This is a genomic window from Streptomyces sp. MMBL 11-1 (assembly GCF_028622875.1).
GTDB lineage: Bacteria > Actinomycetota > Actinomycetes > Streptomycetales > Streptomycetaceae > Streptomyces.
This window is the reverse complement of sequence record NZ_CP117709.1, coordinates 1,573,419-1,598,444: the sequence shown is the minus strand read 5'-3', so window position 1 is coordinate 1,598,444 and position 25,026 is coordinate 1,573,419. Positions and strand designations below refer to the sequence as shown.

Sequence of the window (25,026 nt, the reverse complement as noted above, 5' to 3'; positions counted from 1 at the left end):
GGGCGACACAAGTTGCCGTAGGGTCGCTGGAGTCCTTGCGCTGGGGAGCGCGAGCAGCCTTCGAGGGGGAGGGACCGGAACGTATGGCAGCCCACATTCGCCGACGTCTGCGCAAGGGGGCCACGACCACCGCGGTGGCGGCGGCCGCCGTGGCGGCACTCGCGGCTTCGCAGGCGCCCGCGGCGACCCTGGCCGACGGATCCGCCGGCGGCGGTGACCCGAAGGCGGCCGGCGAGGACACCGCGGGCACCGAGGACGACGGCGCCGCGACCGGCAACTCGCCCTACTACACGGACCTTCCGCCCCTGGTCACGCCCGACAAGCCCGGATCCTCCAGCAATCTGCCGGTGACCGGGAGCGCGGAAGCGGGCATTCCGGCGTCGATCCTGGCCGCGTACAAGCAGGCCGAGCGGACCGTCGCGACGACCGACCCCTCCTGCCGGCTGCCCTGGCAACTTCTCGCGGCGATCGGCAAGGTCGAGTCCGGCCAGGCACGCGGCGGGCGCGTCGACGCCAACGGCACCGCCAGCCCCCGCATCCTCGGCCCGGCCCTCAACGGGCAGGGCTTCGCCCTGATCAAGGACACCGACGGCGGGGCGTACGACGGCGACGCGGTCCATGACCGCGCGGTCGGCCCGATGCAGTTCATCCCGTCGACCTGGGCCTCCTGGGGCCAGGACGCGAACGGCGACGGCCGCAAGGACCCCAACAACATCTACGACGCGGCGCTCGCCGCCGGCCGCTACCTCTGCGCCAACGACCGCGATCTGGCCATCACCGCCGACCTCGAAAAGGCCGTGCTGAGCTACAACCGGTCGACGGAGTACCTGCGCACGGTCCGCTCCTGGTTCTCGTACTACCAGCGCGGTACGCACGAGATCCCCGACGGCACCGGAACGCTGCCCACCACTCCGAGCACTCCCTCCCGCTCCACCCCGAGCCCGAACCCGGGAACCCCGAGCCCGGGAGCCACCCCGAGCCCGAAGCCCTCCCCGGACAAGCCGGGCGGCAAGCCGAGCACAGGCCCCTCGAAGCCCGGCGACGGTTCCCCCAGCCCGACGCCGAAGCCGCCCACCTCCAAGCCGACACCGGCCGAGACCTTCGGCTCCCTGGAGAACGCGGGCACCGGGCCGCTGCGCGCCACCGCGGGCCAGGCGTTCGACGAGCGGGTCGCCGTCCTCGCCCGCAACGCGCTCGGCGCCCCGCTCGGCAAGGTGTCCGTCACGTTCACCGTCACCGGGGACACCGGCACGCTCTTCGCCGGCGCCAAGAAGACCGTCACGATGCGGACCGCGGCCGACGGCACCGCCACCGCACCGGAACTCCGCGCGGGCGAGAAGGCCGGGGAGTTCACGGTGACCGCCGTCGCGGGCAGCGGCAGGCCGCGCACCCTGACCTACGCGGCGACCGTCACCGCCCGCGAGGCCGACGCGATCGCCCGGACCGACGAGAAGGCGCTCGTCGCCGCACCCGGCGAGAAGTTCGCGGACGCCGTCACCGTCAAGGCCACGTACAAGGACGCCGCCGCGGCCGGAGTGGCCGTCACCGCCACCATGGTCAAGGACTCCCTGGGGCTCTTCGACAACGACAAGGGCCCGTACTTCAAGGACGCGGCCGGCAAGCCGGTCCGCACCCTGACCACGCTGACGACGGACGCCGAGGGCATGCTCCGGCTCCCGGAGATCTTCGCGGACGGCACCGAGGGCACATTCAAGCTGCGTCTCACTGCGGAGGGCGGCGCCTCGGTCGTCATCGAACTCACCATCAAGGCCCCGGAGGAGACCGCCCCGGAGGAGACGACCCCGGCGGAGACCGCTCCTCCGGAGGAAGGGGCCCCGGAGGAAGGGGCCTCGGAAGGGACCGCTCCGAAGGAGACGGAAACCCCCGGAGCCTGACCCCGCCGTACCGCACAGCCATCGCACAGCCCCCCGGCCGTCCGGCCGAGGGGCTGTGTGACGGAGCTGGTGAAGCCGCAGCGCGTCCCGGTCCTCCCCCTCACCTCGTACCTGCCCCGGGGCCTCCTCGGCCTCGGCGTGGGACTGCTCGCGCCCGCCCTCCGGCTCAAGGCTCAAGGCGCGGTCCCGGCGGGCGGAGCGTCCTACGACCGCTTGAGCCGCGCCGAGGTGAACCGCGTCGCCGGTACGGTCGTGGGGTCCTCCGGCCACGGATGCTTCGGGTAGCGGCCGCGCAGCTCCGCCCGCACCGCCTTGTAACCCTCCCGCCAGAACGACGCCAGGTCCGCCGTGACGGCCGCGGGCCGCCCGGCGGGGGAGAGCAGGTGCACCAGGACCGGCACCCCGGCCACCCGGGGCGTCTCGCCCATCCCGAACAACTCCTGGAGCTTCACCGCCAGGACGGGCTGCTCACCGCCGTACTCGACCCTGATCCGGGAGCCGCTCGGCACCTCGATCCGCTCCGGCGCCAGCTCGTCCAGCCGGGCGGCCTCCCCGGTCGCCCAGGGCAGCAGCCGCCGCAACGCCTGGCCCCCGTCGATCCGGCCCAGATCGGAACGCCGACGGGCCCGCGACAGCTCCGGCTCCAGCCACGCCCCGGCCTCCGCGAGCAGCGCCCCGTCCGCGACGTCCGGCCACGGCGCGCCCAGCACCCGGTGCAGGAACGCCAGGCGCCACCGCAGCTGCTCACTGTCCCGGGTCCACCGCAGCAACCCGAGCCCCTCCCGCCGCAGCCCCTCGACCAGGGCCCCGCGCACCAGTTCCGGATCGGGCTGCCTCAGCGGCCGTGCCGCCAGCTCCACCGCGCCCAGCCGGTCCACCGACCGGGCCACCACCTCGCCGTCCACCCACCGGACCTCCTCGCCCCGCACCCGCAGATGCCCGGCTGCCAGCAGCGCGGTGGGCTCGTCGACCACCGCCGCCAGCCGCACCCGCGCCGACGCCGCGTGGGAGGGCCGGTCCGCGACCGCCACGGCCAGCCAGGGCGCGCTGCGCAGCCGAGAGGCGTCCCGCAGCTCCGCGCCCGTGCCCGACGCCATCAGGAAGGCCCCGTCGCCCCGGGCCCGCGCCACCCGCTCCGGGAACGCCAGCGCGGCGACGAGGCCGACGACCGCGTCGTCGGAGCGGCCGCCGTCCTTCCCGCCCGCCGGGCCGCCCCCCAGCGACGACGACAGCCGGCGCACCTCCTGCTTCCAGCGCGCCGCGTATCCGTCCTGGCCCCGGCGGGCGGTCCGCAGCGCCGCCGCGAGATCGTCCCCGTACTCCCTGGGCGGTTCCTCGCTCAGCAGCGCCACCACCTCGGCGGCCCGCCGCGCCCCGACCTCCCGCGCGCCGTCCAGCAGGGCCCGCGCCAGCCGGGGATGCAGCCCCAGCCGGGCCATCCGGGCGCCGCGCTCGGTGACCCGGCCCCCGCCGTCCACCGCGCCGATCGCCTCCAGCACCTCCCGGGCGGCGCCCATCGCCCCGGCGGGCGGCGGGTCCAGCAGCGCCAGCGAGGAGGCGTCCGGGTCGCCCCAGCACGCCGCCTGGAGTGCGAAGGCGGCCAGGTCGGCGACCTTGATCTCGGGCGAGGGGAACCGCGCGAGCCGCCCCTCCTCGGCCTGGTCCCAGCACCGGTACACCACCCCCGGGGCCTCCCGCCCCGCACGCCCGGCACGCTGCCGCCCGGCCGCCCGGGAGGCCCGTACGGTGCTCAGGGCGCTCAGCCCCCGGGCATGGTCGGTACGGGGTTCCCGGGCGAGACCCGAGTCGACGACGACCCGCACCCCCGGCACCGTCAGTGACGACTCCGCCACCGAGGTCGCCAGGACCACCCGCCGCCCCCCGGAGGACCCGGCCAGCACCGCGTCCTGCACGGCGGCCGGAGCCCGCCCGTGCACCTGGAGCACCTCCGCGTCCACGCCCGCGAGCTGCCCGGCCACCCGCCCGATCTCGCCGACGCCGGGCAGGAAGCAGAGCACGTCCCCCGCCCGCTCGGCGAGCGCCCGCCGCACGGTCGCCGCCACATGCGTCAGCAGGGCGGGGTCCACCCTCATCCCGTGCGGCGGCTTCACCGGACGGGCGGGCGGCGCCCAGAGGACCTCCACCGGGTGCGAGACCCCCTGCGCCTCGATCACCGGGGCGTCGCCGAGCAGCCGCGCCCAGCCCTCCGCGTCCGTCGTCGCGGACGCCGCCACCAGCCGCAGATCGGGCCGGATCGTCTCCCGTACGTCCAGGAGGAACGCGGCGACCGTGTCGGCGTCCAGGTGCCGCTCGTGGCACTCGTCGATGATCACCGCGTCCACCCCGGCCAGCTCCTGGTCCCGCTGGAGCCGCTGGAGCAGCACCCCGGTGGTCACGACCTCCACCACCGTGTCCCGTCCCACCACGCGCTCGCCGCGCACCGTGAACCCGACCCGTTCGCCCGCCTGCTCGCCCAGCAGCCACGCCATCCGCCGCGCCGCCGCCCGCGCGGCGATCCGGCGCGGCTCGGCGACCACGACCCGGCGCACCGGGCCCTGGCCGGTCAGCCCGGCCAGCACCAGCGGGACGAGCGTCGTCTTGCCGGTGCCGGGCGGGGCGCACAGGACGGCGACGCCCCGGTCGTCGAGAGCGCGCCGCAGGGCGGGCACAGCGGTACGGACGGGCAGTCGGTCCAGGGCTTCGGTACGGATCACGCCCCCAGTGTCGTACGGGAGCGGCCCCGGGAGTTCCGCGCGCCCCGGCCCGTCAGCCGTGGCTCAGCCGCGCTCGCAGACGAAGATCGCCGTGCCCGGGATCAGGTTGCCGCGCAGCGGGGACCAGCCGCCCCACTCCTGGTCGTTCCACGCGGGCCATTCCGGTTCGACCAGGTCGACCAGTCGGAAACCGCCCGCCACCACGTCCCGGACCCGGTCACCCAGCGTGCGGTGGTGTTCCACATAGACGGCCTCGCCGTCCTCGTCCTGCTCCACGTAGGGGACGCGGTCGAAGTAGGAGGCGGCGACGGACAGCCCCTCGGGCCCGGGCTCGTCCGGGAACGCCCAGCGGATCGGGTGCGTCACGGAGAACACCCAGCGTCCGCCGGGCCGCAGCACCCGGTGGACCTCGCGGAAGACCCGCACGGGGTCGGCGACGAACGGCACCGCCCCGTACGCGGAGCAGGCCAGGTCGAAGGACCCGTCCCGGAACGGGAGCCGGCCCGCGTCCGCCTCGACCAGGGGTACGTCCGCGCCGATCCGCAGGGCGTGCTGGAGCTGGCGGTGGGAGAGGTCGAGCGCGACCGGGCGGGCGCCCCGGCCGGCCAGCCAGCGTGAGCACTGGGCGGCCCCGGCGCCGATCTCCAGGACATCGAGGCCCTTGAGGGAGTCGGCGGGCCCCAGCAGGGCGGCGTCCGCCTCGTCCAGCCCTTCCGGGCCCCAGACGAAGCGGTCGTCCCCCAGGAAGCCGCCGTGGTCGCTCTGGTACTCATCGGCGTTCCGGTCCCACCAGCCGCGGCTGGCCCGGCTGCTCTCCGCCTCGTCCGCCGCGCGGCGCGTGGCCTCCGGCTCGGGGGGTCCCGCGGGTTCTGCGGAGGAGGCCCCGTGGATGTCTTGGCTCATCGTGCCCGTCGCTGTAGTTTGCCTTCACCCGCCGCGCGCGGTACGTACCAGGGGGCGCACCCCGGGGGTACGGACGCGCGTCCGCGGCGTGGTGCCGTAGTGTTCTCAGGCCGATGTGGCCTCGGCGAACACGAGTTGTGCCGGAATTGGGGCGATGTGCCCCGGGTGTGCGCCTTCGCGCATTGACCCTGTCCGGCTGCCCCCGTATGCTACAAGTTGCGCTGCGAGCCTGCGCGCCTCAGACCTAGCAGGCCGCGCTCGCGTCTGTTGCATGTCCCCTCGGTTGTCGAGGCGTCTCTCCGGAAACGGATTGCGCGCTTTCCCGGCTGTCCGGCTTCTGCAGAGGCGATACGGGCTTTCGGCGTAGCAGTACCTACGACTCTCTGTCCGTACCGGAGCCCTTTCCCACATGACGAGCAGCACCGAGACCACCGCCACCACTCCGCAGGTTGCGGTCAACGACATCGGCGACGCGGACGCGTTCCTCGCGGCGATCGACGAGACGATCAAGTACTTCAACGACGGCGACATCGTCGACGGCGTCATCGTCAAGGTTGACCGGGACGAAGTTCTCCTCGACATCGGTTACAAGACCGAAGGTGTCATCCCGAGCCGCGAGCTCTCGATCAAGCACGACGTCGACCCGAACGAGGTCGTCAAGGTCGGCGACGAGATCGAGGCCCTGGTTCTCCAGAAGGAGGACAAGGAAGGCCGCCTGATTCTCTCGAAGAAGCGTGCTCAGTACGAGCGTGCTTGGGGCACCATCGAGAAGATCAAGGAAGAGGACGGCATCGTCACCGGTACCGTCATCGAGGTCGTCAAGGGTGGTCTCATCCTCGACATCGGCCTCCGTGGCTTCCTGCCGGCGTCGCTCGTCGAGATGCGTCGCGTCCGCGACCTCCAGCCCTACGTGGGCAAGGAGCTCGAGGCCAAGATCATCGAGCTGGACAAGAACCGCAACAACGTGGTCCTGTCCCGCCGTGCCTGGCTCGAGCAGACCCAGTCCGAGGTTCGCCAGACGTTCCTTACCACCCTGCAGAAGGGTCAGGTCCGCTCCGGCGTCGTCTCGTCGATCGTCAACTTCGGTGCCTTCGTGGACCTGGGTGGCGTCGACGGTCTCGTGCACGTCTCCGAGCTGTCCTGGAAGCACATCGACCACCCCTCCGAGGTTGTCGAGGTCGGCCAGGAAGTCACCGTCGAGGTCCTCGACGTCGACATGGACCGCGAGCGCGTCTCCCTGTCGCTCAAGGCGACGCAGGAAGACCCGTGGCAGCAGTTCGCCCGGACGCACCAGATCGGTCAGGTCGTCCCGGGTAAGGTCACCAAGCTCGTTCCCTTCGGTGCGTTCGTCCGCGTCGACGAGGGCATCGAGGGTCTGGTCCACATCTCCGAGCTGGCCGAGCGCCACGTGGAGATCCCGGAGCAGGTCGTCCAGGTCAACGACGAGATCTTCGTCAAGGTCATCGACATCGACCTCGAGCGTCGTCGCATCAGCCTCTCGCTGAAGCAGGCCAACGAGTCCTTCGGTGGCGACCCGGCCTCGGTCGAGTTCGACCCGACGCTGTACGGCATGGCCGCGTCGTACGACGACCAGGGCAACTACATCTACCCCGAGGGCTTCGACCCCGAGACCAACGACTGGCTCGAGGGCTTCGAGGCGCAGCGCGAGGTCTGGGAGACCCAGTACGCCGAGGCGCAGCAGCGCTTCGAGCAGCACCAGGCCCAGGTCATCAAGTCCCGCGAGGCCGACGAGGCTGCTGCGGCCGAGGGCGCTGCTGCCCCGGCCGGCGCTGCTCCGGCCGCCTCCGGTGGCAGCGGTGGCGGTGGCGGCGGCTCCTACTCCTCGGAGTCGGCGGACAACTCCGGCGCCCTGGCGTCGGACGAGGCGCTTGCCGCGCTGCGCGAGAAGCTCGCGGGCGGCCAGAGCTGACGCTCTGACCCCGGCGGCCCATCGGCCGCGGTAGCTGAAAAGCGGTAAGTGAGGCCCGTCCCCTTCGGGGGGCGGGCCTCACTCGCGTTCACGGGACCGGGTGCCGGGCGGTTACGGGGTGACGGCGATGTTGGTCAGCCCCTTGCCGCCGGTGACGGTGTTGCTCGCGTAGACGGTGGTGCGGCAACCGGAGCTGTGGTTGGTGACGTTGATGGCGAGTTGCTTGTCGCCGGTGGCCCCGGAGAGGTTCGAGGCGTTGTCGCGGAAGACGGTGCCGCAGCCCCAGCCGCTCTGCTGGGTGTGGGTCTCGTAGCCGTTGTTGGTGGTGCGCGACCCTCTGTTGCCCTCGACCAGGACGTTGTTGCCCTTCACGTCGACCCAGGAATCGTCGTAGTTGGCGCCGGTCAGCCCGTCGCCGTCGAAGGTGTTGCCGATGATCCGTGCGCCGGTCGTCCCCTCCTTGATGTCGATGCTCTCGCCGCCGACGCCGGGGCCGATGGTGTTGTTCAGGATCTGCGCGTTGTCGCTGCGGTCGGAGAGGCCGCCGGCCGAACCGACGTACACGCCCTCGCCCATGCCGCGTCCGTTCTGCCCGGTGTCGTAGATCCGGGAGTTCTTCAGAACGCCGTTCTTGCTGGAGTTACGGAAGTGGACGCCTTCCATGTCGAGGTCGTGCACGGTCACCGAGTCGATCACGACACCGTTGGCCGCGTCGGTCATGATGCCCTTCTGGCCGCCCTTGACCGTGACGCCCCGGACCGTCCAGTACGAGGCGCCGTTCAGGTGCAGCCCGTAGCCGCCGCCCGCGGTCAGGACCGCCCGGCTGGAGCCGGTGAGAGTGATCCGCGCCCCGGACGTGCCGGGCCGGGTGGCCTTGAAGTTCCCGGTGTACGTGCCGTCGGCGAGCCGGATCGTGTCACCGGGGGAGACGGTGGTGAGCGCCGCCTTGAGCTGGGTCGCGGTGCTGACGTCGATGACCGCGGCGTTCGCGGTCCCGGCGCCGGCGAGGGTGAGACCGCCGGCGGCCAGAGCGGCGGCGAGCAGGACGGTGAGGGGGGAGCGGGTGCGCATGGGGGGTGCCTTCCCGTCGGAGGAGTCCGGACGTCTCACGCGGTTCTCGTACATGAATATGAGGCGCGTGTCTGAACGTGTTGCCCAGTGACGGTAGGGACGGTGGTGGGGCGCGTCAAGGTCTGGACCAATATCGGCGGGCGACGCCGGCCGGGCCGAACCGCTTGTGCGGCACGGGCGGCTGACGCGCCGTGACCCGTCCCCGCCGGGAAAGACCCGGGCGTGGGGAATGTGCCTGCCGCCGTTCGCGTTCTTCCCTAGGAACACGAGGAGGAGCGGTAACCGTGCCTGATCCGCAGAGTTTGTATGAATGGGAGCCGAAGGGCCTGGCCGTCGTCGACATGGCGCTGGCGCAGGAGTCGGCCGGCCTGGTCATGCTCTACCACTTCGACGGCTACATCGACGCGGGCGAGACCGGCGAGCAGATCGTCGACGGCCTGCTCGAAACGCTGCCGCACCAGGTCGTCGCGCGCTTCGACCACGACCGGCTCGTCGACTACCGCGCACGGCGCCCCCTGCTCACCTTCCGGCGTGACCGCTGGACGTCCTTCGAGGCCCCCACCCTGGAGGTGCGGGTGGTCCAGGACGCCACCGGAGCGCCCTTCCTGCTGCTGTCGGGACCGGAGCCGGACGTGGAGTGGGAGCGGTTCGCCGCCGCCGTCGAGCAGATCGTCGAGCGCCTCGGCGTCCGGCTCGCGGTCAACTTCCACGGCATCCCGATGGGCGTCCCGCACACCCGTCCCGTCGGCCTCACCCCGCACGGCAACCGCACCGACCTGATGCCCGGCCACCGCAGCCCCTTCGACGAGGCCCAGGTGCCGGGTTCGGCCGAGGCCCTCGTCGAGTACCGGCTGATGGAATCCGGCCATGACGTCCTCGGCGTCGCCACCCACGTCCCGCACTACGTCGCCCGGTCCTCCTACCCGGACGCGGCGCTGACCGCGCTGGAGGCGATCACCGCCGCGACCGGTCTCGTGCTGCCCGCGCTCGCGCACTCCCTGCGCACCGAGGCCCACCGCACCCAGACCGAGATCGCCCGGCAGATCGGCCAGGGCGACGAGGAGCTGGTCTCCCTCGTCGAGGGCCTGGAGCACCAGTACGACGCCGTCGCCGGCTCCGAGACGCGCGGCAACCTCGTCGCCGAGCCGGTCGATCTGCCGTCGGCCGACGAGATCGGCCGCGAGTTCGAGCGCTTCCTCGCCGAGCGGGAGGGCGAGGGCTGAACGCCTCCGCCCGGCCCGTAGGCTGCGGCCCATGCTGAAAGTGGGCCTGACCGGCGGCATCGGCGCCGGCAAGAGCGAAGTGTCGCGGCTGCTCGTGAAGTACGGCGCCGTCCTGATCGACTCCGACCGGATCGCCCGTGAGGTCGTCGAGCCCGGGACTCCCGGACTCGCGGCCGTCGTCGAGGAGTTCGGGCCGGGCGTCCTGACCGCCAAAGGCGCTCTGGACCGCCCGGCGCTCGGCGCGCTCGTCTTCGCCGACGCCGGGCGTCTGGCCGCGCTCAACGCGATCGTCCACCCGCTGGTCGGCGCCCGGGCGGCCGAACTGGAACGGGCGGCCCCCGAGGACGCCGTCGTCGTCCACGACGTCCCCCTCCTCACGGAGAACGGGCTCGCGCCCCTCTACGACCTGGTCGTGGTCGTCGACGCCACCGCCGGGACCCAGCTCGAACGGCTCGTCACGCTGCGCGGGATGACGGAGGCCGACGCCCGTGCCAGGATGGCCGCACAGGCCACCCGCGACCAGCGCCGGGCCGTCGCCGACCTGATCGTGGACAACGACGGGCCGTTGGAGGCGCTGGAACCCCAGGTCCGCGCGGTCTGGGAGGAGTTGGTCCGCAGGGCCGCCGCCCGCTGAGTCCGCGTACGGGGACGCCCCCGCGGGCGTGCGGGAACGCCGGCTCCGGGCCGGACGTGCCGGAATACCGGCTCCCGGGCGGACGTTGGAAACCGGCGAGGGAAGGGAAGGACGCGACCGTGCCCGAAAGGAATCCGGAGACCCATGTCATCGACTTCCGCGCGGCCGAGCAACTGCTCGACGCCCGGGACCCCCGAGGCGCCGTCAAGCTCCTCGACTCGGTGATCGCCGCGCATCCCGAGAACACCGCCGCCCGGCTGCTCCGGGCCCGCGCCTTCTTCGCCGCCGCCCAGCTGCGCCCCGCCGAGCTGGAGTTCGAGCTGGTGCTGGAGCGCGAGCCGGACAACGCGTTCGCCCACTTCGCCCTGGCCCGCACCTTCGAGCGGGCGGGGCGTCCCGAGCAGGCGACCCGGCACTTCCGCCTGGCGGCGGCGCTCGACCCGAAGCCGGAGTACCTCCGGGCCGCGAAGTTCGACGGCGGTCCTGACGGCACGCCCTAGGGGCGCCCGGAGGAAGGGCCCGCCCGCCCCCCGTTCTTCCAGCCGCTGTCCGGGCCGGGCCCCGCCCGGCGTGGACGGCCGTCGCCGCGGTCCGGCTCGTACGGTGGGATGTCCCGGCCCGGCTGGTAGTGCGGGCCCTGGCGCATGCGGTATCGGATCACGCAGAGGTCCAGGGTCGCGAGCAGCAGTACCACCCCGCAGGCCGCGGCCCAGCCCGGCCGTCCGGCAAGGGAGAACGCCACCAGGCCGAAGAGGGCCCAGAGCATGCCCCACAGGCTCAGCCAGAGCCGCATCCGCAGCGGACTGCGGGCGGTCGCGGGTTCACTGCCGGTACGCATGGTGATCACCTCACTCCACCAGCATGACCCCGTCCGGCGGTGAGCGGAACCGGACGCGGCGCACGGGGAGGGCGGCTACGCCGCGGGGTCCGGCGCTGACCCGCCGTCACGGCCGGGGAACCGTGCCCGGCGACGGCTCGTTCGTCCTTCATGAGCGAATCACTGGTACGCGAAGGGTACGAGGGGACCGGGCCCGGAGCCATCACGCCGGACGGGTGCGCGGTCGAGCTGTATCGCAGGCTGTCCGTCGGCGAGGAGCCGGACGTGATCGCGGGCGCGGCCCCCGCCGGGGCGAGCATCCTCGAACTGGGCTGCGGGGCGGGCCGGGTGACCCATCCGCTGGTGCGGCGCGGGTTCAGGATGACGGCGGTGGACGAGTCGCCGGAGATGCTGGAGCAGATCGTCGGGGCACGCAGGGTGCGGAGCCCCATCGAAACGCTGGACCTGGGCGGCGAGCGGTTCGACGTGGTGCTGCTCGGTTCCTTCCTGGTCCACGCGGGCGAGCACCGGGTGCGCGACGGGATGCTGCGCGTCTGCCGTGACCATGTGCGGGACGACGGGATCGTCCTCGTCCAGCGCGAAGGGGCGGCGCACCGCTCGGAGCTGCCGTGGGAGCGGACCGACCCGTCCGGCGGTCTGATCCGGATCGTCTCCGCGGATCCGGTGGGCGACGGAGTGCGCTCGGTGCGCGCGGAGTATCACTTCGACGACGCGCGGTGGACGCAGACCTTCCTGTCGCGGGAGCTGTCCGACGAGGACATCGCCCGGCATCTGGCGACGGCCGGACTCACGCTGGACCGCACCCTCACCGACGACGGGACCTGGCTGCTGGCCCGGCCCGTGCTCTGAGGGGCCGCGGTCGGCCGAATCCCGTCCCGCCCGGCCCAGCCGCTCAGTGCACGAAGCGGTAACTGCGCCACGGCCCGCTGCCCGGCGCCGTCACATCGCTGAACCTGGTCGGCACGTACGTCGTCCTGCCGCCCGTGCAGTCACGTGTGCGGTACAGGATGACGTCGACCAGCGTCCCGTTCTCCACCTCGTGGGCTCCCGCCGGGGCGATCCGGTGGCAGCCGCGTACGGTCGGGCTGTTCACCTGCAGCACCGCTTCGCGCTCCGTCGTGTACGTCACCGGGCCCACCGCGGTGCGGCCGAGTCCGGAGCAGCCCGAGACGGCGAGGGTGAGGAGCGAGGCCCCGGCGGCGACCCCGAGGCGGCGTCGGCGGCGGGCAACGGTGGCGGTCACGGACATGGGCGGGTCCTCGTCTGCTCGTCCGGTGCTCGTCCGGCGATCGGGTACGTCGGAACGACGTGCTGGCGCTGGCCACCCTGCCCGCCCGGGGGCGGTCCCGCACCCGATGCGCGGCTGACCGGGCGAGCCGCGGAGCGACCGAGATTCGCGCTACCCCTAAAAGGTGCATAAGCGAATAAAAGGTGCTATGCCGTAAAGAGTGTTCCGCGGTCACGCAGGTGTCCGCACCCCTTCCTTCCGGGGGGCCGTCATGGTTGAGGAACTAGTGATCGCCCTGGTGGCGGTGGTCTGCGCCGGGGCGCTGTACGTGGCCTCGGCGGCGCGGGTGATCCGGCAGTACGAGCGCGGTGTCGTGCTGCGGCTCGGCAGACTGCGGAAGGACGTGCGGCTGCCGGGCTTCACGATGGTCGTGCCGGTGGTCGACCGGCTGCACAAGGTCAACATGCAGATCGTCACCATGCCGGTGCCCGCCCAGGACGGCATCACCCGGGACAACGTCACCGTCCGCGTGGACGCGGTCATCTACTTCAAGGTGGTCGACCCGACGAACGCCGTCATCGCGGTGGAGGACTACCGGTTCGCCGTCTCGCAGATGGCCCAGACCTCGCTCAGGTCGATTATCGGCAAGAGCGACCTGGACGATCTGCTGTCCAACCGCGAGAAGCTCAACCAGGGGCTGGAGGTCATGATCGACAGCCCGGCGGTCAGCTGGGGCGTGCAGATCGACCGGGTCGAGATCAAGGACGTCTCCCTGCCGGAGACCATGAAGCGGTCCATGGCCCGCCAGGCCGAGGCCGACCGGGAGCGGCGCGCCAGGGTGATCAACGCCGACGCGGAGCTCCAGGCCTCGAAGAAGCTGGCCCAGGCGGCGGGCGAGATGTCCGCCCAGCCCGCGGCGCTCCAGCTGAGGCTGCTGCAGACCGTGGTCGCCGTCGCGGCGGAGAAGAACTCCACGCTGGTGCTGCCCTTCCCGGTGGAGCTGCTCCGGTTCCTGGAGCGCGCGCAGCAGTCGGCGGCGGAGACGGGGCACGACGAACCCGCCGTACCCCGTGCCCCGGCCGTACCTGCCGACCTCCTCGCCCCCGCCGCGCCTCCCACCGCCCCCGCCCCGACCGCACCGTCCTCACCGGAACAGCCCCTCGCCCATCACTGAGCGTGGCGGCCCGCGCGCGGAGCAGGACGCCCGCCCGCCCGGTTCCACCGCCGCTGACCTGGAGTGACGCGGCGGGCGTCAGCGGTGTCAGACCGCCCGCCTAGACTCGCGGAGTCAGCACATTCCGTGCCGACGGAGACGGTGGACCAGGTGGGAGGGGGTGGGGGACATGACAGCAGGGGCCCGAGAAAGCGAGCGGCGGGACAACACCGGGGCCACGCCCCGGACCGCGGACGCCGCACGGCTGCTGCGCCGCGCGGCGGTCTTCCTGCCCGGCCCGGTGCCCCGGGACGGTCGCGTCGCCTTCTGGGACCCGCTCGCGGACGCCGGTCCGTGGCACGACGACGCGCGGGGAGGGAGCGGGACGCCCTTCACGTACGTGGAGACCCCCGATCACCCCGACTCCGTCCCGTACACCGACGCCCGGCTCACGATGGTCCGGCCGGACCCGGCGGCGGGCCCCGGGAGCGTCCGCGCCGTGGTGACGCCCGTGGCGTTGCTGTCCGTGGCCGACGCGCTGCCCCTGCTCCTCCGGGCACGTCACCAGAGCTCCGCCCACCCCGCCACGCGCTGCTGGGGCGCGGCCGCTCTGCACGCACTTCAGCTCGTCGCCCGCGGCCGGCTCCTCCCCGGACTCACGGCGGACGGTCACGACGCCTGGCGGGCGGGCCCGAGGGGCGCCGAGGACGTCGCGCATCTGCGGGCGGTCGCCGCCGCCCTGCCGCCCGAGGGGCACGCGGCACCGGTCCCCGGTTCCGGGGCGCCCCGGCTCCCCGACCCCGAAACCCTGATCGGGGCGTTCCTGGACGCCGTCGCCGACACCCTGCCACGCACGCCCGCCGCCGCGTTCGCGATGGGGGCGCCGTTCGCCGCGCACGAGCCCCAGCATCTGCCCCATGCCGCGGCCTGGGCCGTGGAGGTCGCCTCGGGCCTGGACGCGGGCGTGCGGGTCTCGCTGCGGCTGGACCTCTCCGCGTACGAACTGTTCGACACCGCCGACACCTACGCGGTCACGGCCGCCGGGGAGGCGGCGGAGACCGCCGACGGATCTGCGCCGGAACATCCGGACGACCCGGCGGTCCGGCACGCCGCCGCTGCCGTCGTCCAGGTGCACAGCCTCGCCGACCCGACCTACGTGGTGGACGCGGCCGCCCTGTGGAACGGCGGGGCGGGCGAGCCGTTCGGGCCGCGCGCCCGGGTCGACGCGGTGCTGGCGCTGCGCCGCGCCGCCCGCGTCTGGGCCCCGCTGGAACGGCTGCTGGGGCAGCCCGTCCCCGATGTGCTCGCGATCACCGAGGACGAGCTGTACGAGCTGCTGAGCGACGCGGGATCCCGGCTGGCCGCCGCCGGGGTCGAGGTGCACTGGCCGCGCGAGCTGGCCCGTTCCCTCACCGCGACCGCCGTCGTGCGGCCCGCGCCCGGATCGGCCACCGACGGCACGTCCTTCTTCGACGCCGAGCACCTCTTCGCCTTCGACTGGCAGCTGTCCCTGGGGGAGGAGCGGCTGACCGAGGCCGAGATGGACGCCCTGGCCGAGGCCCACCGCCCGGTGGTACGGCTGCGCGACCAGTGGGTGGTCGTCGACCCCGCCCTCGTACGCAAGGCGCGCAAGCGGGAGCTGGGGCTCCTGGACCCGGTGGACGCGCTCGCCGTCGCCCTCACCGGCAGCGCGGAGGTGGACGGCGAGCGGGTGGACGCCGTGCCCGCCGGGGCGCTGGCCGCCCTCCGTACGCGGATCCTCGCCCAGGACACCACGATCGCGCCCCCGCCCGGCCTCGACGCGACCCTGCGCGACTACCAACTGCGCGGTCTGGCCTGGCTGGACCGGATGACCTCGCTCGGGCTCGGCGGCTGCCTCGCCGACGACATGGGCCTCGGCAAGACGATCACCCTCATCGCCCTCCATCTGCACCGGGCGCACCCCTCGCCCACCCTGGTGGTCTGCCCCGCCTCCCTCCTCGGCAACTGGCACCGAGAGATCAACCGCTTCGCCCCCGGCGTCCCCGTGCGCCGCTTCCACGGCACGGACCGCACCCTGAGCGACCCGGACGGCGGCTTCGTCCTCACCACCTACGGCACGATGCGCTCCAGCGCTCCCCAGCTCGCCGAGCAGAGCTGGGGCCTGGTCGTCGCCGACGAGGCGCAGCACGTCAAGAATCCGCACTCCTCCACGGCCAAGGCGCTGCGCACCATCCCTGCCCCGGCCCGGGTCGCCCTCACCGGCACCCCCGTCGAGAACAACCTCTCCGAGCTCTGGGCCCTCCTCGACTGGACCACACCCGGACTGCTCGGCCCGCTCAAGGCGTTCCGGGCCCGGCACGCCCGGATCGTGGAGAACACCGGCACCGCCGCGGGCCTGGGCAACGAGGAGGCGGTGGAGCGGCTGTCCCGGCTGGTGCGGCCCTTCCTCCTGCGGCGCAAGAAGTCCGATCCCGGCATCGCCCCCGAGCTGCCGCCCAAGACGGAGACCGACCACCCCGTCTCCCTCACCCGTGAGCAGGCCACGCTCTACGAGGCTGCCGTCCGCGAGACGATGGCGCAGATCGAGGCGGCGGAGGGCATCGCCCGCCGGGGTCTCGTCATGAAGCTGCTGACCTCGCTCAAGCAGATCTGCAACCACCCCGCCCAGTATCTGAAGGAGGAGCCGACCCGGCTCACGGGCCGCTCCGGCAAGCTCGCCCTCCTCGACGAACTGCTCGACACGATCCTGTCCGAGGAGGGCTCGGTCCTGATCTTCACGCAGTACGTGGCGATGGCGAAGCTCCTCTCCGCACACCTCGCCTCCCGCGCGATTCCCTCCCAGCTCCTCCACGGCGGTACGCCGGTGGCCGAGCGGGAGCGGATGGTGGACCGCTTCCAGTCCGCCGAGGTCCCCGTCTTCCTGCTCTCCCTCAAGGCGGCCGGCACCGGGCTGAATCTGACCCGCGCCGCCCATGTCGTCCACTTCGACCGCTGGTGGAACCCCGCCGTGGAGGAGCAGGCCACCGACCGGGCGTACCGGATCGGCCAGACCCAGCCCGTGCAGGTCCACCGGATCATCGCGGAGGGCACGGTGGAGGACCGGATCGCCGAGCTGCTGGAGTCCAAGCGGGTCCTCGCCGACGCGGTGCTCGGCAGCGGCGAGAGCGCCCTGACCGAGCTCAGCGACCGTGACCTCGCCGACCTCGTATCGCTGCGGAGGCCCGCATGAGCCCCCGCCCGGCCACCGGCCCCGCCGCCCGGCGATCGGCCCCCCGCGCCCGGCCCGGCCCGGACGATCTGCGGCGCACCTTCGAGGCGGTGCCCGCCCGCACATCCGCCGAGGGCGAGCCGTTCGCGGGCAGCTGGTGGGGCCGGGCCTGGGTGGACGCGCTGGAGTCGCTGTCGATGGACGAGGCCCGCCTCGCCCGCGGCCGCGCGTACGCCGACGACGGGCAGGTCGCCGCGATCACCGTCACCCCCGGACGCGTCGTCGCCTATGTGCACGGCAGCCGGGCCCGCCCCTACCGCGCCGAACTGCGGCTGCGCACCTTCACCGACCCCGGCTGGGAGACCCTGCTCGACGCGGTCGCCGCCCACCCCGGCCACCTGTCCGCGCTGCTGGCCAAGGAGATGCCGCACTCCCTGGCCCACACCGCCGAGGAGGCCGGTGTCCGGCTGCTGCCCGCCGCCGACGACCTCGACCCGAGCTGCACCTGCCCCGACCACGGGCGGCCCTGCAAACACGTCGCCGCCCTCTGCTTCCAGACGGCCCTGCTGCTCGACAGTGACCCGTTCGTCCTCCTGCTGATGCGGGGCCGGGGCGAGCGCGAGCTGCTGGACGAGCTGGGCCGGCGCAACGCCGAGCACTCCGCCCGCGAGCGCCCCGCCGCCCCCGACGTTCCGTCGGTCGGGGCCCGGGAGGCCTTCGCCGCCCGCTTCCTGCCGCCGCTCCCGGCGCCCCTGCCCGTACCGCCGCACCCCGGCCAGCCACCGTCGTATCCCGATCTGCCCGGCGCCCGCGACCCGCTGGCCCTGGACCACCTCGCCACCGACGCCGCCGCCCGCGCCCACGCCCTGCTGACCACGGGCCGTGATCCGCTGGCCGGGCTCACCCCGTGGCAGGACGCGGTCCGCCTCGCCGCCGCACGGCGGACCGCCGGGCTCACCGCCACCACCCGCGCGCTCTACCGGGAGCTGGCCTACGCCACCGGCCGCACCACCACCGACCTCGCCCGCGCCGTCGCCGCCTGGCGACAGGGCGACGCCGAGGGCCTCGCGGTCCTGGAGACGCCCTGGGACCCGCCGGCCGGCCCCTTCGACCGGGCCAGGCCCGCCCTCGCCGCCGCCGGCTTCCCGCGCTTCACGCCCCGGCGCAACCACCTCACCCACCCGGACGGTTCGCTCCAGCTCCGCTTCGGCCACGACCACCGGTGGTACGGCTACGAATCCGACCCCGGCGCCGACGACTGGTGGCCGCGAGCCGCTCCGGGCCCCGACCCGGTCTCCGTCCTCGAAGCGATGCTGGCCGGTGACTCCGTACCGGACACCACCGGGGACGACGACCCCCACTACGTACGGTAAAAGCCTTGGCCGCAGGGGTGTTGCCCCTGTTAGCGTCCTCGACGTGGCGAAACTCAATCAGATCATCGCAGTGGAGAAGGGCGTCAAGTCCAAGGCACACCAGGACCTGACGGCGGCTCATCACGGCCTCCAGAAGACCGGACTGCTGGCCGGGATCTCCCGTACCTACCAGCCCAAGGACGAGGAGGGCGAACAGCTTCCGCCCGAGTCGACGCTCGTCCAGGTCAAGGCCGAGGACGTGCTGCGGGAGACCGCGGTCACCCTGACCCGGCTCTTCGATGTGACCGCCACGAAGGACTGGGCGAACTGCTCGGCCAGGGCCGATGTGTCGGTCGACGGCCGGGTGCTGGTGAGCGAGGTGCCGGTGTCGTATCTGCTCTTCCTGGAGAAGCAGCTGACCGACCTCAACACCTTCGTCCGCAAGCTGCCCGTGCTGGACGCGGCCGAGGCCTGGGTCCAGGACCCGTCGACCGACTCCTGGAAGACCGAGCCGGTCCGCACGGTCCGCACGAAGAAGGTGCCCCGCAACCACGTGAAGGCGGAGGCCACCGAGAAGCACCCGGCGCAGGTCGAGGTGTACTACGAGGACATCCCGATCGGGTACTGGACGACGGTCAAGTTCTCCGGGGCGCTGCCGGCGCGACGCGTCAACGAACTGCTGGACCGGATCGAGAAGCTCCAGCAGGCCGTGAAGTTCGCCCGCGAGGAGGCCAACGGCGCGGAGGTCACCGACCAGCGGGTGGGTGATGCGGTATTCGGTTACCTCTTCGGGTGACCGACCATGGATTCCCCGGGCGCCGCTCAAGGCGGCCGGGGTGCGCGAGGAGCGCAAGCTGAAACTGAAGCTTGTCGTGAAGGCGCGGTCCCAGCGGAGGTTCGACTCCTCCCTCCGGCACGGGCCGGAGTAGCCCAAGCAGGCAGAGGCAGACCGCCGTCAATCTCAGACTCTTGCTCCAGACTCAGCATTCGCCGCCGATCGCCGGATCGAACGGGCCCGGGCCCGCGCGCGTCGAAATGCCGGTTCAAGTCCGGCCCGCAGAGCTTCGATCTGCGGTGGTCCAAAGGCAGGACGCGACGACATCAGACTGACCCGGATCCTTAAACGTGCCGGCGTGCCCGATGGGCGGCACACTCAGGGCCCGGAGGCCGGCTACGCCTCCGGGCCCGCTCCCGTTCCCGGGGGCGGCGGAGCCCCCGGGCCACCGGGGCGCGGGACCGACAGGGCACAATGCGGGACGTGCGAGGTACAGACGTGCGAGACGCAGGGGACGCGCAGGGCACCGCCGCCGGGCTGCGGGCGATCTGCGAAGAGGTGTCGGACCGCTTCTACGAGCGGGCCGACGTGGTGCGCACGCTCGTGGTGGCGCTGCTCGCCGGGCAGCACTCGCTGGTGCTCGGCCCGCCCGGGACGGCGAAGTCCGAGATCGCCCGGGAGCTCACCGGCAGGGTCGAGGGGGCGGCCTACTGGGAGATCCTCCTGTCGAAGTTCACCGCGCCGACGAGGATGTTCGGTCCCGTCGACGTCGCCGCGCTGGCCCGCGGGGAGTACCGCCAGGTGTACGAGGGCCGCGCCACGACCGCGCACGTCGCGTTCATCGACGAGATCTTCAAGTGCTCCACGGCGGCGCTGAACGAGACCCTGGGCTATCTCAACGAGCGGATCTACCACCCGGAGAGCGGCGGGGAACCGATCCGCTGCCCCCTGATCGGCGCCATCACGGCGAGCAACGAACTGCCCACCGGACAGGACACGGCCGCGATCTACGACCGGCTGCTGGTGCGGATCGAGGTCGGGTACCTGGCGGACCCGTCGAACTTCGCCGCGCTGGTCCGATCCGCCGTCAGCCGGCCGGCGGCACCGGTCCGTACCACCGTCGAGCTGGCCGCGCTGCAGTACGCCGTGACCGTGTCCGTTCCGGCCGTGGACGTCCCCGACGCCATCGTGGACGCCGTGTGCGCGCTGCGGGCGGCCCTGCGCCGCAAGGAACTCGTCGCCTCCGACCGCCGCTGGCGGCAGGCGGTGGGACTGCTCCAGGCCTCCGCGTACCTCGACGGACGCCCGGCGGTCGCCGAGACCGACCTGTCCGTGCTCACCCACGTCCTGTGGGACTCCCCGGCCCAGCGCCCCACCGTCGAGCGCGAGGTACTGCACCTGGTCAACCCCGACGCCAAGGAGGCGCTCGACCTGGCCGACGCCCTCGACGAGCTGGAGGCACAGCTCGACGCCATGGCGGGGCAGTCCCGCGAGGCGCTGAGCGACTGGGTCATCAAGAAGGCCCACAACAGGCTCGCCACGGCGGGCAAGCGGCTGGAGAGACTGCGCGCCGAGGCGGCGGGCGCCGGCCGCTCCACCGCCGCCATCGACCGGGTCGCCGGCCGTCAGCGCGCCGTCCGCGCCCGCGTCCTCACCGAGGCACTCGGCATGGACGCGAGCATGGTCAGGGCCCAGCTCTGAACGCCCGGGGGAACACCGGCACGGGCACACCGCCGGCCGGGCTCGACGCACTGGCGGGCCGGGCCCGGACCTGGCTCGGACACTCCAGCGCCGAGCGGTGCGCCGGGGCCGTCGTCGCGGACCGGTTCGAACGGCTCACCTGGCGCGACACCTGCGAACAGTCCGAAGGACTGCGCGAGCTGGCCGAGGTACTGGGCGCGCGTCACGACCACGCCGCCGACCTCCTGGCCGATGTGTTCCTGGCCGCCTACAAGGCCGGCCTCCGACTGCGCGAGCGTGCGGAGATGGACCCCTCGCGGCTGGTCAACCACGTGATCGTCACCGCCTTGGTGGAGTCTCCCGACTTCGCCGCACTGCGCAGGGAAACCGTCGGGGACCCGTACGCCGCCGCCATGGCCGTCCTCGCCCAGTCCGGCGCCCTGCGCAGGATGCTGGAGCGCTCCGAGGACGCCCAGCGGCAGGCCGAACAGGCGGCGAACGCCCGCCAGGACGCCGAGAACGCGGCGACCGCCGTGGCCGACGCGCTCCAGCGGGCCGCCGAGGAGACCGATGCGGACGGCGACGTACCGGCCTCGGCCGCCGACGCCGTGCACCGGGCGATCGAGGCCGCCGAGGCGGCCGGGCGCACGGCTCGGCAGGCCGCGCAGGGCGCCGCACAGGGCGCCGCCACTGTTCCCGGCCTCCGCACCGACGCGCACCACGCCGCGGCGGAGGCCGCCGAGGCCGTGCGGGAGGAGGCCGTACTGATGCGGGCCTGGGGCATGGGCTCCGGCGAGCTGGAACGGATGCCGTACGCACGGCGCGCCCGGCTCGCCGAGCGGCTGCGCGCCGGCCGCCTCGCCCGGTGGGCCGAACTGATCGGCCGCTTCCGGCAGATGGCCGACGGGGAGCGCGCCCGCAAGGTGGAGAGCACCGCCGGGGAGCTGGTCGGCGTCACGCTCGGCGACGACCTCTCCCGCCTGATCCCCTCCGAGCTGGCCAACCTCGGCCTGCCCGAACTGCGGGCCGTCTTCGCCGCGCGGTACGCCGCCGGGGAGCTGATGCTCTACGACAGCCAGGGAGAGCAGCCGACAGGGCGGGGCGCGGTCATCGCGTGCGTGGACACCTCGCACTCGATGTACGCGGCAGGGCCCGGCGGGGTCACGCGGGAGGCGTGGTCCAAGGCGTGCGCCCTGGCGCTGCTGGACCAGGCCCGCCATGCCGGGCGCGACTTCGTCGGCATCCTGTTCTCCGCCGAGGACAGGATCCAGGTCCACCGCTTCCCGGCCGGCCCGCCCGCAGGCGTCGAGCAGGTGCTCGACTTCGCGGAAACCTTCCTCGGCGGCGGCACCAGCTACCAGACGCCCCTGACAGCGGCCCGCGAACTGCTGGAGGAGGAGTTCGACGACGCCGCCACCCCGCGCGGCGACATCGTGATGATCACCGACGACGAATGCGGTGTCACCGAGGCATGGATGCGTGGCTGGAACGACGCCAAGCGGGCGCTGGGCTTCCGCGTCTTCGGCCTCGCCGTCGGCGCCCCGGGGGCCGCCGAGGCCGGCTCGGTCCTGGACGCGCTGTGCGACAACCTCCGCTCCATCGAGGACCTCACCGACGTCCACGCCGCCGCGGATCTCTTCCGCCTCATCTGACGCCCGACCGGATCCGCCTCGTCCGAGGCCCGACCGTATCCGCCTCAGCCGGCCCCGGCCGGACGGTGCGCGCGGATCACTGCCGGTACCCGTTCAGGAAGCGGCCGATGCGGCTGATCGCCGCGTCGAGGTCGTCGGCGTACGGGAGGGTGAGGATGCGGAAGTGGTCCGGGCGCGGCCAGCTGAAGCCGGTGCCCTGCACCACCTGGATCTTCTCCCGCAGCAGCAGGTCCAGCACGAACTTCTCGTCGTCGACGATGGGGTGCACCTCGGGGTCGATGCGGGGGAAGGCGTACAGCGCGCCCTTCGGCTTCACGCACGAGACGCCGGGGATCTCGTTCAGCCGCTCCCAGGCCCGGTCGCGCTGTTCGTGCAGCCTCCCGCCCGGCGCGACCAGCTCCCGGATGGACTGCCGCCCGCCGAGCGCGGCCTGAATGGCGTACTGGGCCGGGGCGTTGGGGCACAGCCGCATGGAGGCCAGCATGGTGAGGCCCTCCAGATAGTTGCGGGCGTGCTGCCGGGGGCCGGACACCACCATCCAGCCGGAACGGAAGCCGGCCACCCGGTACGTCTTCGACAGCCCGCTGAAGGTCAGGCAGACGAGGTCGGGGGCGAGGACCGCCGCGCTGTGGTGCTCGGCCCCGTCGTACAGGATCTGGTCGTAGATCTCGTCGGCGAACACCATCAGCCCGTGCCGCCTGGCCAGATCGAGGATGCCTTCGAGGATCTCGCGCGGATAGACCGCGCCGGTGGGGTTGTTCGGGTTGATGATCACGACGGCCCTGGTCCGGTCGGTGATCTTCGCGGCCATGTCGGCGAGGTCCGGATTCCAGTCGGACTCCTCGTCGCAGACGTAGTGCACCGCCTTGCCGCCCGCGAGTGTGGTCACCGCCGTCCACAGCGGGAAGTCCGGGGCCGGGATCAGCACCTCGTCGCCGTCCTCCAGCAGGGCCTGCACGGCCATGGAGATCAGCTCGGAGACCCCGTTGCCGAGGAACACGTCGTCCACGCCGATCTCGGTCAGGCCCATGGCCTGGTAGCGCTGGACCACCGCCCGCCGGGCCGAGAGGATGCCGCGCGAATCGGTGTAGCCATGGGCCCGCGGCAGCATCCGGATCATGTCCTGGACGATCTCCTCGGGGGCCTCGAAGCCGAAGAGCGCGGGGTTGCCCGTGTTGAGCCGGAGCACGCTGTGGCCCGCCTCCTCCAGGGCGTTGGCGTGCTCGATGACCGGGCCCCGGATCTCGTAGCAGACCTCGTTGAGCTTGCTGGACTGCCGGAACTCCATGCGCTGCCTCCCGAGCCGAATTGCGATACTTGGTTTTACCAAGCTTGAGCTTGGAAAGTCCAACAACATGTCTAGACTGCGTCGCATGCCACGTCAGCAGCAGCCAGCAGCACGTCCCGTCCGCCGCCGGAGCTACGACCAGTTCGACGCCACCGCCCGCGCCCTCGACTCCGTCGGCGACCGGTGGACCCTGCTGATCGTCCGTGAACTGCTGGGCGGGCCGCGCCGGTACACGGACCTGCACGCCGACCTGCCCGGCGTCAGCACGGACGTGCTGGCCTCCCGTCTGAAGGACATGGAGCAGTCCGGGCTGGCCCTGCGCCGCAAGCTGCCGCCCCCGTCGGCGGCGTCGGTCTACGAGCTGACCGCGCGCGGACGCGCCCTGCGGCCCGTCCTCGCCGCCCTCGCCGACTGGGGAGCGCCCGCCCTCGCCGAGCGCCGCCCCACGGACGCGGTGCGCGCCCACTGGTTCGCCCTGCCCCTGCTCGGCGCCCTCGCCGGGCTCACCCAGGAGGGCGTCCTCGAAGTCCGGCTGGAGGAGGGCGAGTTCCACCTCCACGTCGGTGGGGGAGCGGGAGCCGTGCTCCCGGACGCCGAAGCGGTCGCCGCGGTGTACGGATACGGTCCCGCCGACCGCCCCGACGCCCGGATCGTCCTCGACGCCGAGGTGTGCCTGGAGCTCGCGCGCGGTGGGGCGGCACTCGCGGAGGCGGTGAAGGACGGCCGCGTCGAGGTGTTCGGCGAAGGCCCGCTCGCCGCCGAACTGCGGGGCGCCTGAACCTCGCCCACGGGCGCCCGGACTCCCTCGCCCGAGCGTCCCTTCGCCGGTCCGGCGATGATGGAGCCGTGCGACTCGAAGCGATCACCTGGGAACGGCTGGCCGGCGAACTGGCACGGTACGGCGACGGGCTGTCCGCCGCCGACGGCGGGCCCTGGCTCGCACTCGGCATCGACGGCGCGCCGGCCGCCCGCCCCGGCGAGGCCGCCGAGAGCCTCGCGCGGGAACTGCGGCTGCTCGGCCGCGCGGTGCTCGTCATCTCCACCGAGGGCTTCCTGCGCCCGGCGAGCCTGCGCTTCGAGTACGGGAAGCGGGACCCGGACGCGTACGCCCACAGCTGGTACGACACCGGGGCGCTGTGGCGCGAGGTGTTCGGGCCGCTGGAGGCCGGCGGCTCCGGCCGCGTGCTGCCCGATCTGTGGGACCCCGTGACCGACCGGGCCACCCGCACCCCGTACCACGCCCTTCCCGAGGGAGGGGTGGTCCTCGTGCACGGCCCGTTCCTGCTGGGGCACTGGTTCCCGTTCGCGCTCAGCGTCCATCTGCGACTGTCCCCGGGGGCGCTGCGGCGACGCACGGCGGAGCCGGAGCGCTGGACCCTGCCCGCCTTCGCCCGGTACGAGGACGAGGTGGCGCCCACGGACCGCGCGGACGTGGTGGTCCGCGCCGACGACCCGGCGCGCCCCGCCTGGTCGGGGCTGCCCGGGGGCGGGTGAACGGCG

Annotated in this window: 20 protein-coding genes and 1 pseudogene; 15 read left to right on the top strand and 6 right to left on the bottom strand. The window is 73.2% G+C overall.

The features are described from left to right. Window positions 1–83 precede the first annotated feature (83 nt). The gene (locus tag PSQ21_RS06780) at window positions 84–1,895 is read left to right on the top strand and encodes a lytic transglycosylase domain-containing protein (protein WP_274029497.1); all 1,812 of its coding nucleotides are present in this window, start codon (window positions 84–86) and stop codon (window positions 1,893–1,895) included. 203 nt (window positions 1,896–2,098) lie between these two features. Here PSQ21_RS06780 and hrpB read toward each other — a convergent pair whose 3' ends face one another. Beyond that, entirely contained in the window at window positions 2,099–4,609 is a 2,511-nt protein-coding gene (gene hrpB / locus PSQ21_RS06775) for an ATP-dependent helicase HrpB (RefSeq protein WP_274029496.1), read from the bottom strand. 63 nt (window positions 4,610–4,672) lie between these two features. Then, entirely contained in the window at window positions 4,673–5,512 is an 840-nt protein-coding gene (locus tag PSQ21_RS06770) for a class I SAM-dependent methyltransferase (RefSeq protein WP_274029495.1), read from the bottom strand. A gap of 409 nt (window positions 5,513–5,921) precedes the next feature. On the opposite strand from PSQ21_RS06770, the gene rpsA reads away from it, so the two are divergent. Next, on the top strand, window positions 5,922–7,442 hold the full coding sequence (gene rpsA, locus PSQ21_RS06765) for a 30S ribosomal protein S1 (RefSeq protein WP_030593748.1): 1,521 nt from the start codon (window positions 5,922–5,924) through the stop codon (window positions 7,440–7,442). A 111-nt stretch (window positions 7,443–7,553) separates the two neighbouring features. Here rpsA and PSQ21_RS06760 read toward each other — a convergent pair whose 3' ends face one another. Then, complete coding sequence (locus PSQ21_RS06760; protein ID WP_274029494.1) at window positions 7,554–8,513, bottom strand: right-handed parallel beta-helix repeat-containing protein; 960 nt, start codon at window positions 8,511–8,513, stop codon at window positions 7,554–7,556. Between the two features lie 284 nt (window positions 8,514–8,797). Here PSQ21_RS06760 and PSQ21_RS06755 point away from each other — a divergent pair, with 284 nt between their 5' ends. The 3 genes from PSQ21_RS06755 to PSQ21_RS06745 all read left to right on the top strand — a co-directional run bounded on the left by PSQ21_RS06755 (window position 8,798) and on the right by PSQ21_RS06745 (window position 10,870). Then, window positions 8,798–9,736 (top strand): PAC2 family protein, encoded by a 939-nt coding sequence (locus PSQ21_RS06755; protein ID WP_274029493.1) that lies wholly within the window; start codon window positions 8,798–8,800, stop codon window positions 9,734–9,736. A gap of 31 nt (window positions 9,737–9,767) precedes the next feature. Then, entirely contained in the window at window positions 9,768–10,370 is a 603-nt protein-coding gene (gene coaE, locus PSQ21_RS06750; RefSeq protein ID WP_274029492.1) for a dephospho-CoA kinase, read from the top strand. A 119-nt stretch (window positions 10,371–10,489) separates the two neighbouring features. Beyond that, window positions 10,490–10,870 (top strand): tetratricopeptide repeat protein, encoded by a 381-nt coding sequence (locus PSQ21_RS06745; RefSeq protein WP_274029491.1) that lies wholly within the window; start codon window positions 10,490–10,492, stop codon window positions 10,868–10,870. Here PSQ21_RS06745 and PSQ21_RS06740 read toward each other — a convergent pair. Continuing rightward, window positions 10,867–11,208: a DUF6343 family protein gene (locus PSQ21_RS06740; RefSeq protein WP_274029490.1), complete on the bottom strand. Its 342-nt coding sequence runs from the start codon at window positions 11,206–11,208 to the stop codon at window positions 10,867–10,869. The two genes, PSQ21_RS06745 and PSQ21_RS06740, sit on opposite strands and share 4 nt — an antisense overlap. Before the next feature lie 150 nt (window positions 11,209–11,358). On the opposite strand from PSQ21_RS06740, the gene PSQ21_RS06735 reads away from it, so the two are divergent. Continuing rightward, complete coding sequence (locus PSQ21_RS06735) at window positions 11,359–12,057, top strand: class I SAM-dependent methyltransferase (RefSeq protein ID WP_274029489.1); 699 nt, start codon at window positions 11,359–11,361, stop codon at window positions 12,055–12,057. A 43-nt stretch (window positions 12,058–12,100) separates the two neighbouring features. On the opposite strand, the gene PSQ21_RS06730 is transcribed toward PSQ21_RS06735, so the two are convergent. Next, entirely contained in the window at window positions 12,101–12,457 is a 357-nt protein-coding gene (locus tag PSQ21_RS06730; RefSeq protein ID WP_274029488.1) for a hypothetical protein, read from the bottom strand. A 250-nt stretch (window positions 12,458–12,707) separates the two neighbouring features. Between PSQ21_RS06730 and PSQ21_RS06725 the strand changes: the two genes are divergently transcribed. The 7 genes and pseudogenes from PSQ21_RS06725 to PSQ21_RS06695 all read left to right on the top strand — a co-directional run bounded on the left by PSQ21_RS06725 (window position 12,708) and on the right by PSQ21_RS06695 (window position 22,238). Next, entirely contained in the window at window positions 12,708–13,610 is a 903-nt protein-coding gene (locus PSQ21_RS06725) for a slipin family protein (protein WP_274029487.1), read from the top strand. A gap of 169 nt (window positions 13,611–13,779) precedes the next feature. Further along, complete coding sequence (locus tag PSQ21_RS06720) at window positions 13,780–16,800, top strand: DEAD/DEAH box helicase (RefSeq protein ID WP_274029486.1); 3,021 nt, start codon at window positions 13,780–13,782, stop codon at window positions 16,798–16,800. Continuing rightward, window positions 16,797–18,152 (top strand): SWIM zinc finger family protein, encoded by a 1,356-nt coding sequence (locus PSQ21_RS06715; RefSeq protein WP_274029485.1) that lies wholly within the window; start codon window positions 16,797–16,799, stop codon window positions 18,150–18,152. Before PSQ21_RS06720 ends, PSQ21_RS06715 begins: the two co-directional genes overlap by 4 nt. A gap of 43 nt (window positions 18,153–18,195) precedes the next feature. After that, complete coding sequence (locus PSQ21_RS06710; protein ID WP_274029484.1) at window positions 18,196–18,927, top strand: DUF7873 family protein; 732 nt, start codon at window positions 18,196–18,198, stop codon at window positions 18,925–18,927. Window positions 18,928–18,961: 34 nt separating this feature from the next. After that, window positions 18,962–19,047: pseudogene (locus PSQ21_RS06705) on the top strand. 333 nt (window positions 19,048–19,380) lie between these two features. Then, on the top strand, window positions 19,381–20,607 hold the full coding sequence (locus PSQ21_RS06700; RefSeq protein ID WP_274029483.1) for an AAA family ATPase: 1,227 nt from the start codon (window positions 19,381–19,383) through the stop codon (window positions 20,605–20,607). A 233-nt stretch (window positions 20,608–20,840) separates the two neighbouring features. Then, window positions 20,841–22,238: a VWA domain-containing protein gene (locus tag PSQ21_RS06695; RefSeq protein ID WP_274029482.1), complete on the top strand. Its 1,398-nt coding sequence runs from the start codon at window positions 20,841–20,843 to the stop codon at window positions 22,236–22,238. Between the two features lie 76 nt (window positions 22,239–22,314). On the opposite strand, the gene PSQ21_RS06690 is transcribed toward PSQ21_RS06695, so the two are convergent. Then, window positions 22,315–23,526, bottom strand: coding sequence for a pyridoxal phosphate-dependent aminotransferase (locus PSQ21_RS06690; protein WP_274029481.1), 1,212 nt, complete (start codon window positions 23,524–23,526; stop codon window positions 22,315–22,317). Between the two features lie 85 nt (window positions 23,527–23,611). Here PSQ21_RS06690 and PSQ21_RS06685 point away from each other — a divergent pair, with 85 nt between their 5' ends. Together PSQ21_RS06685 and PSQ21_RS06680 are read left to right on the top strand one after the other, a co-directional pair. Next, the gene (locus PSQ21_RS06685; RefSeq protein ID WP_274029480.1) at window positions 23,612–24,304 is read left to right on the top strand and encodes a winged helix-turn-helix transcriptional regulator; all 693 of its coding nucleotides are present in this window, start codon (window positions 23,612–23,614) and stop codon (window positions 24,302–24,304) included. A 68-nt stretch (window positions 24,305–24,372) separates the two neighbouring features. Continuing rightward, a complete protein-coding gene (locus PSQ21_RS06680) occupies window positions 24,373–25,020 on the top strand; it encodes a uridine kinase (protein WP_274029479.1) in 648 nt (215 codons plus the stop codon). Window positions 25,021–25,026 lie beyond the last annotated feature (6 nt).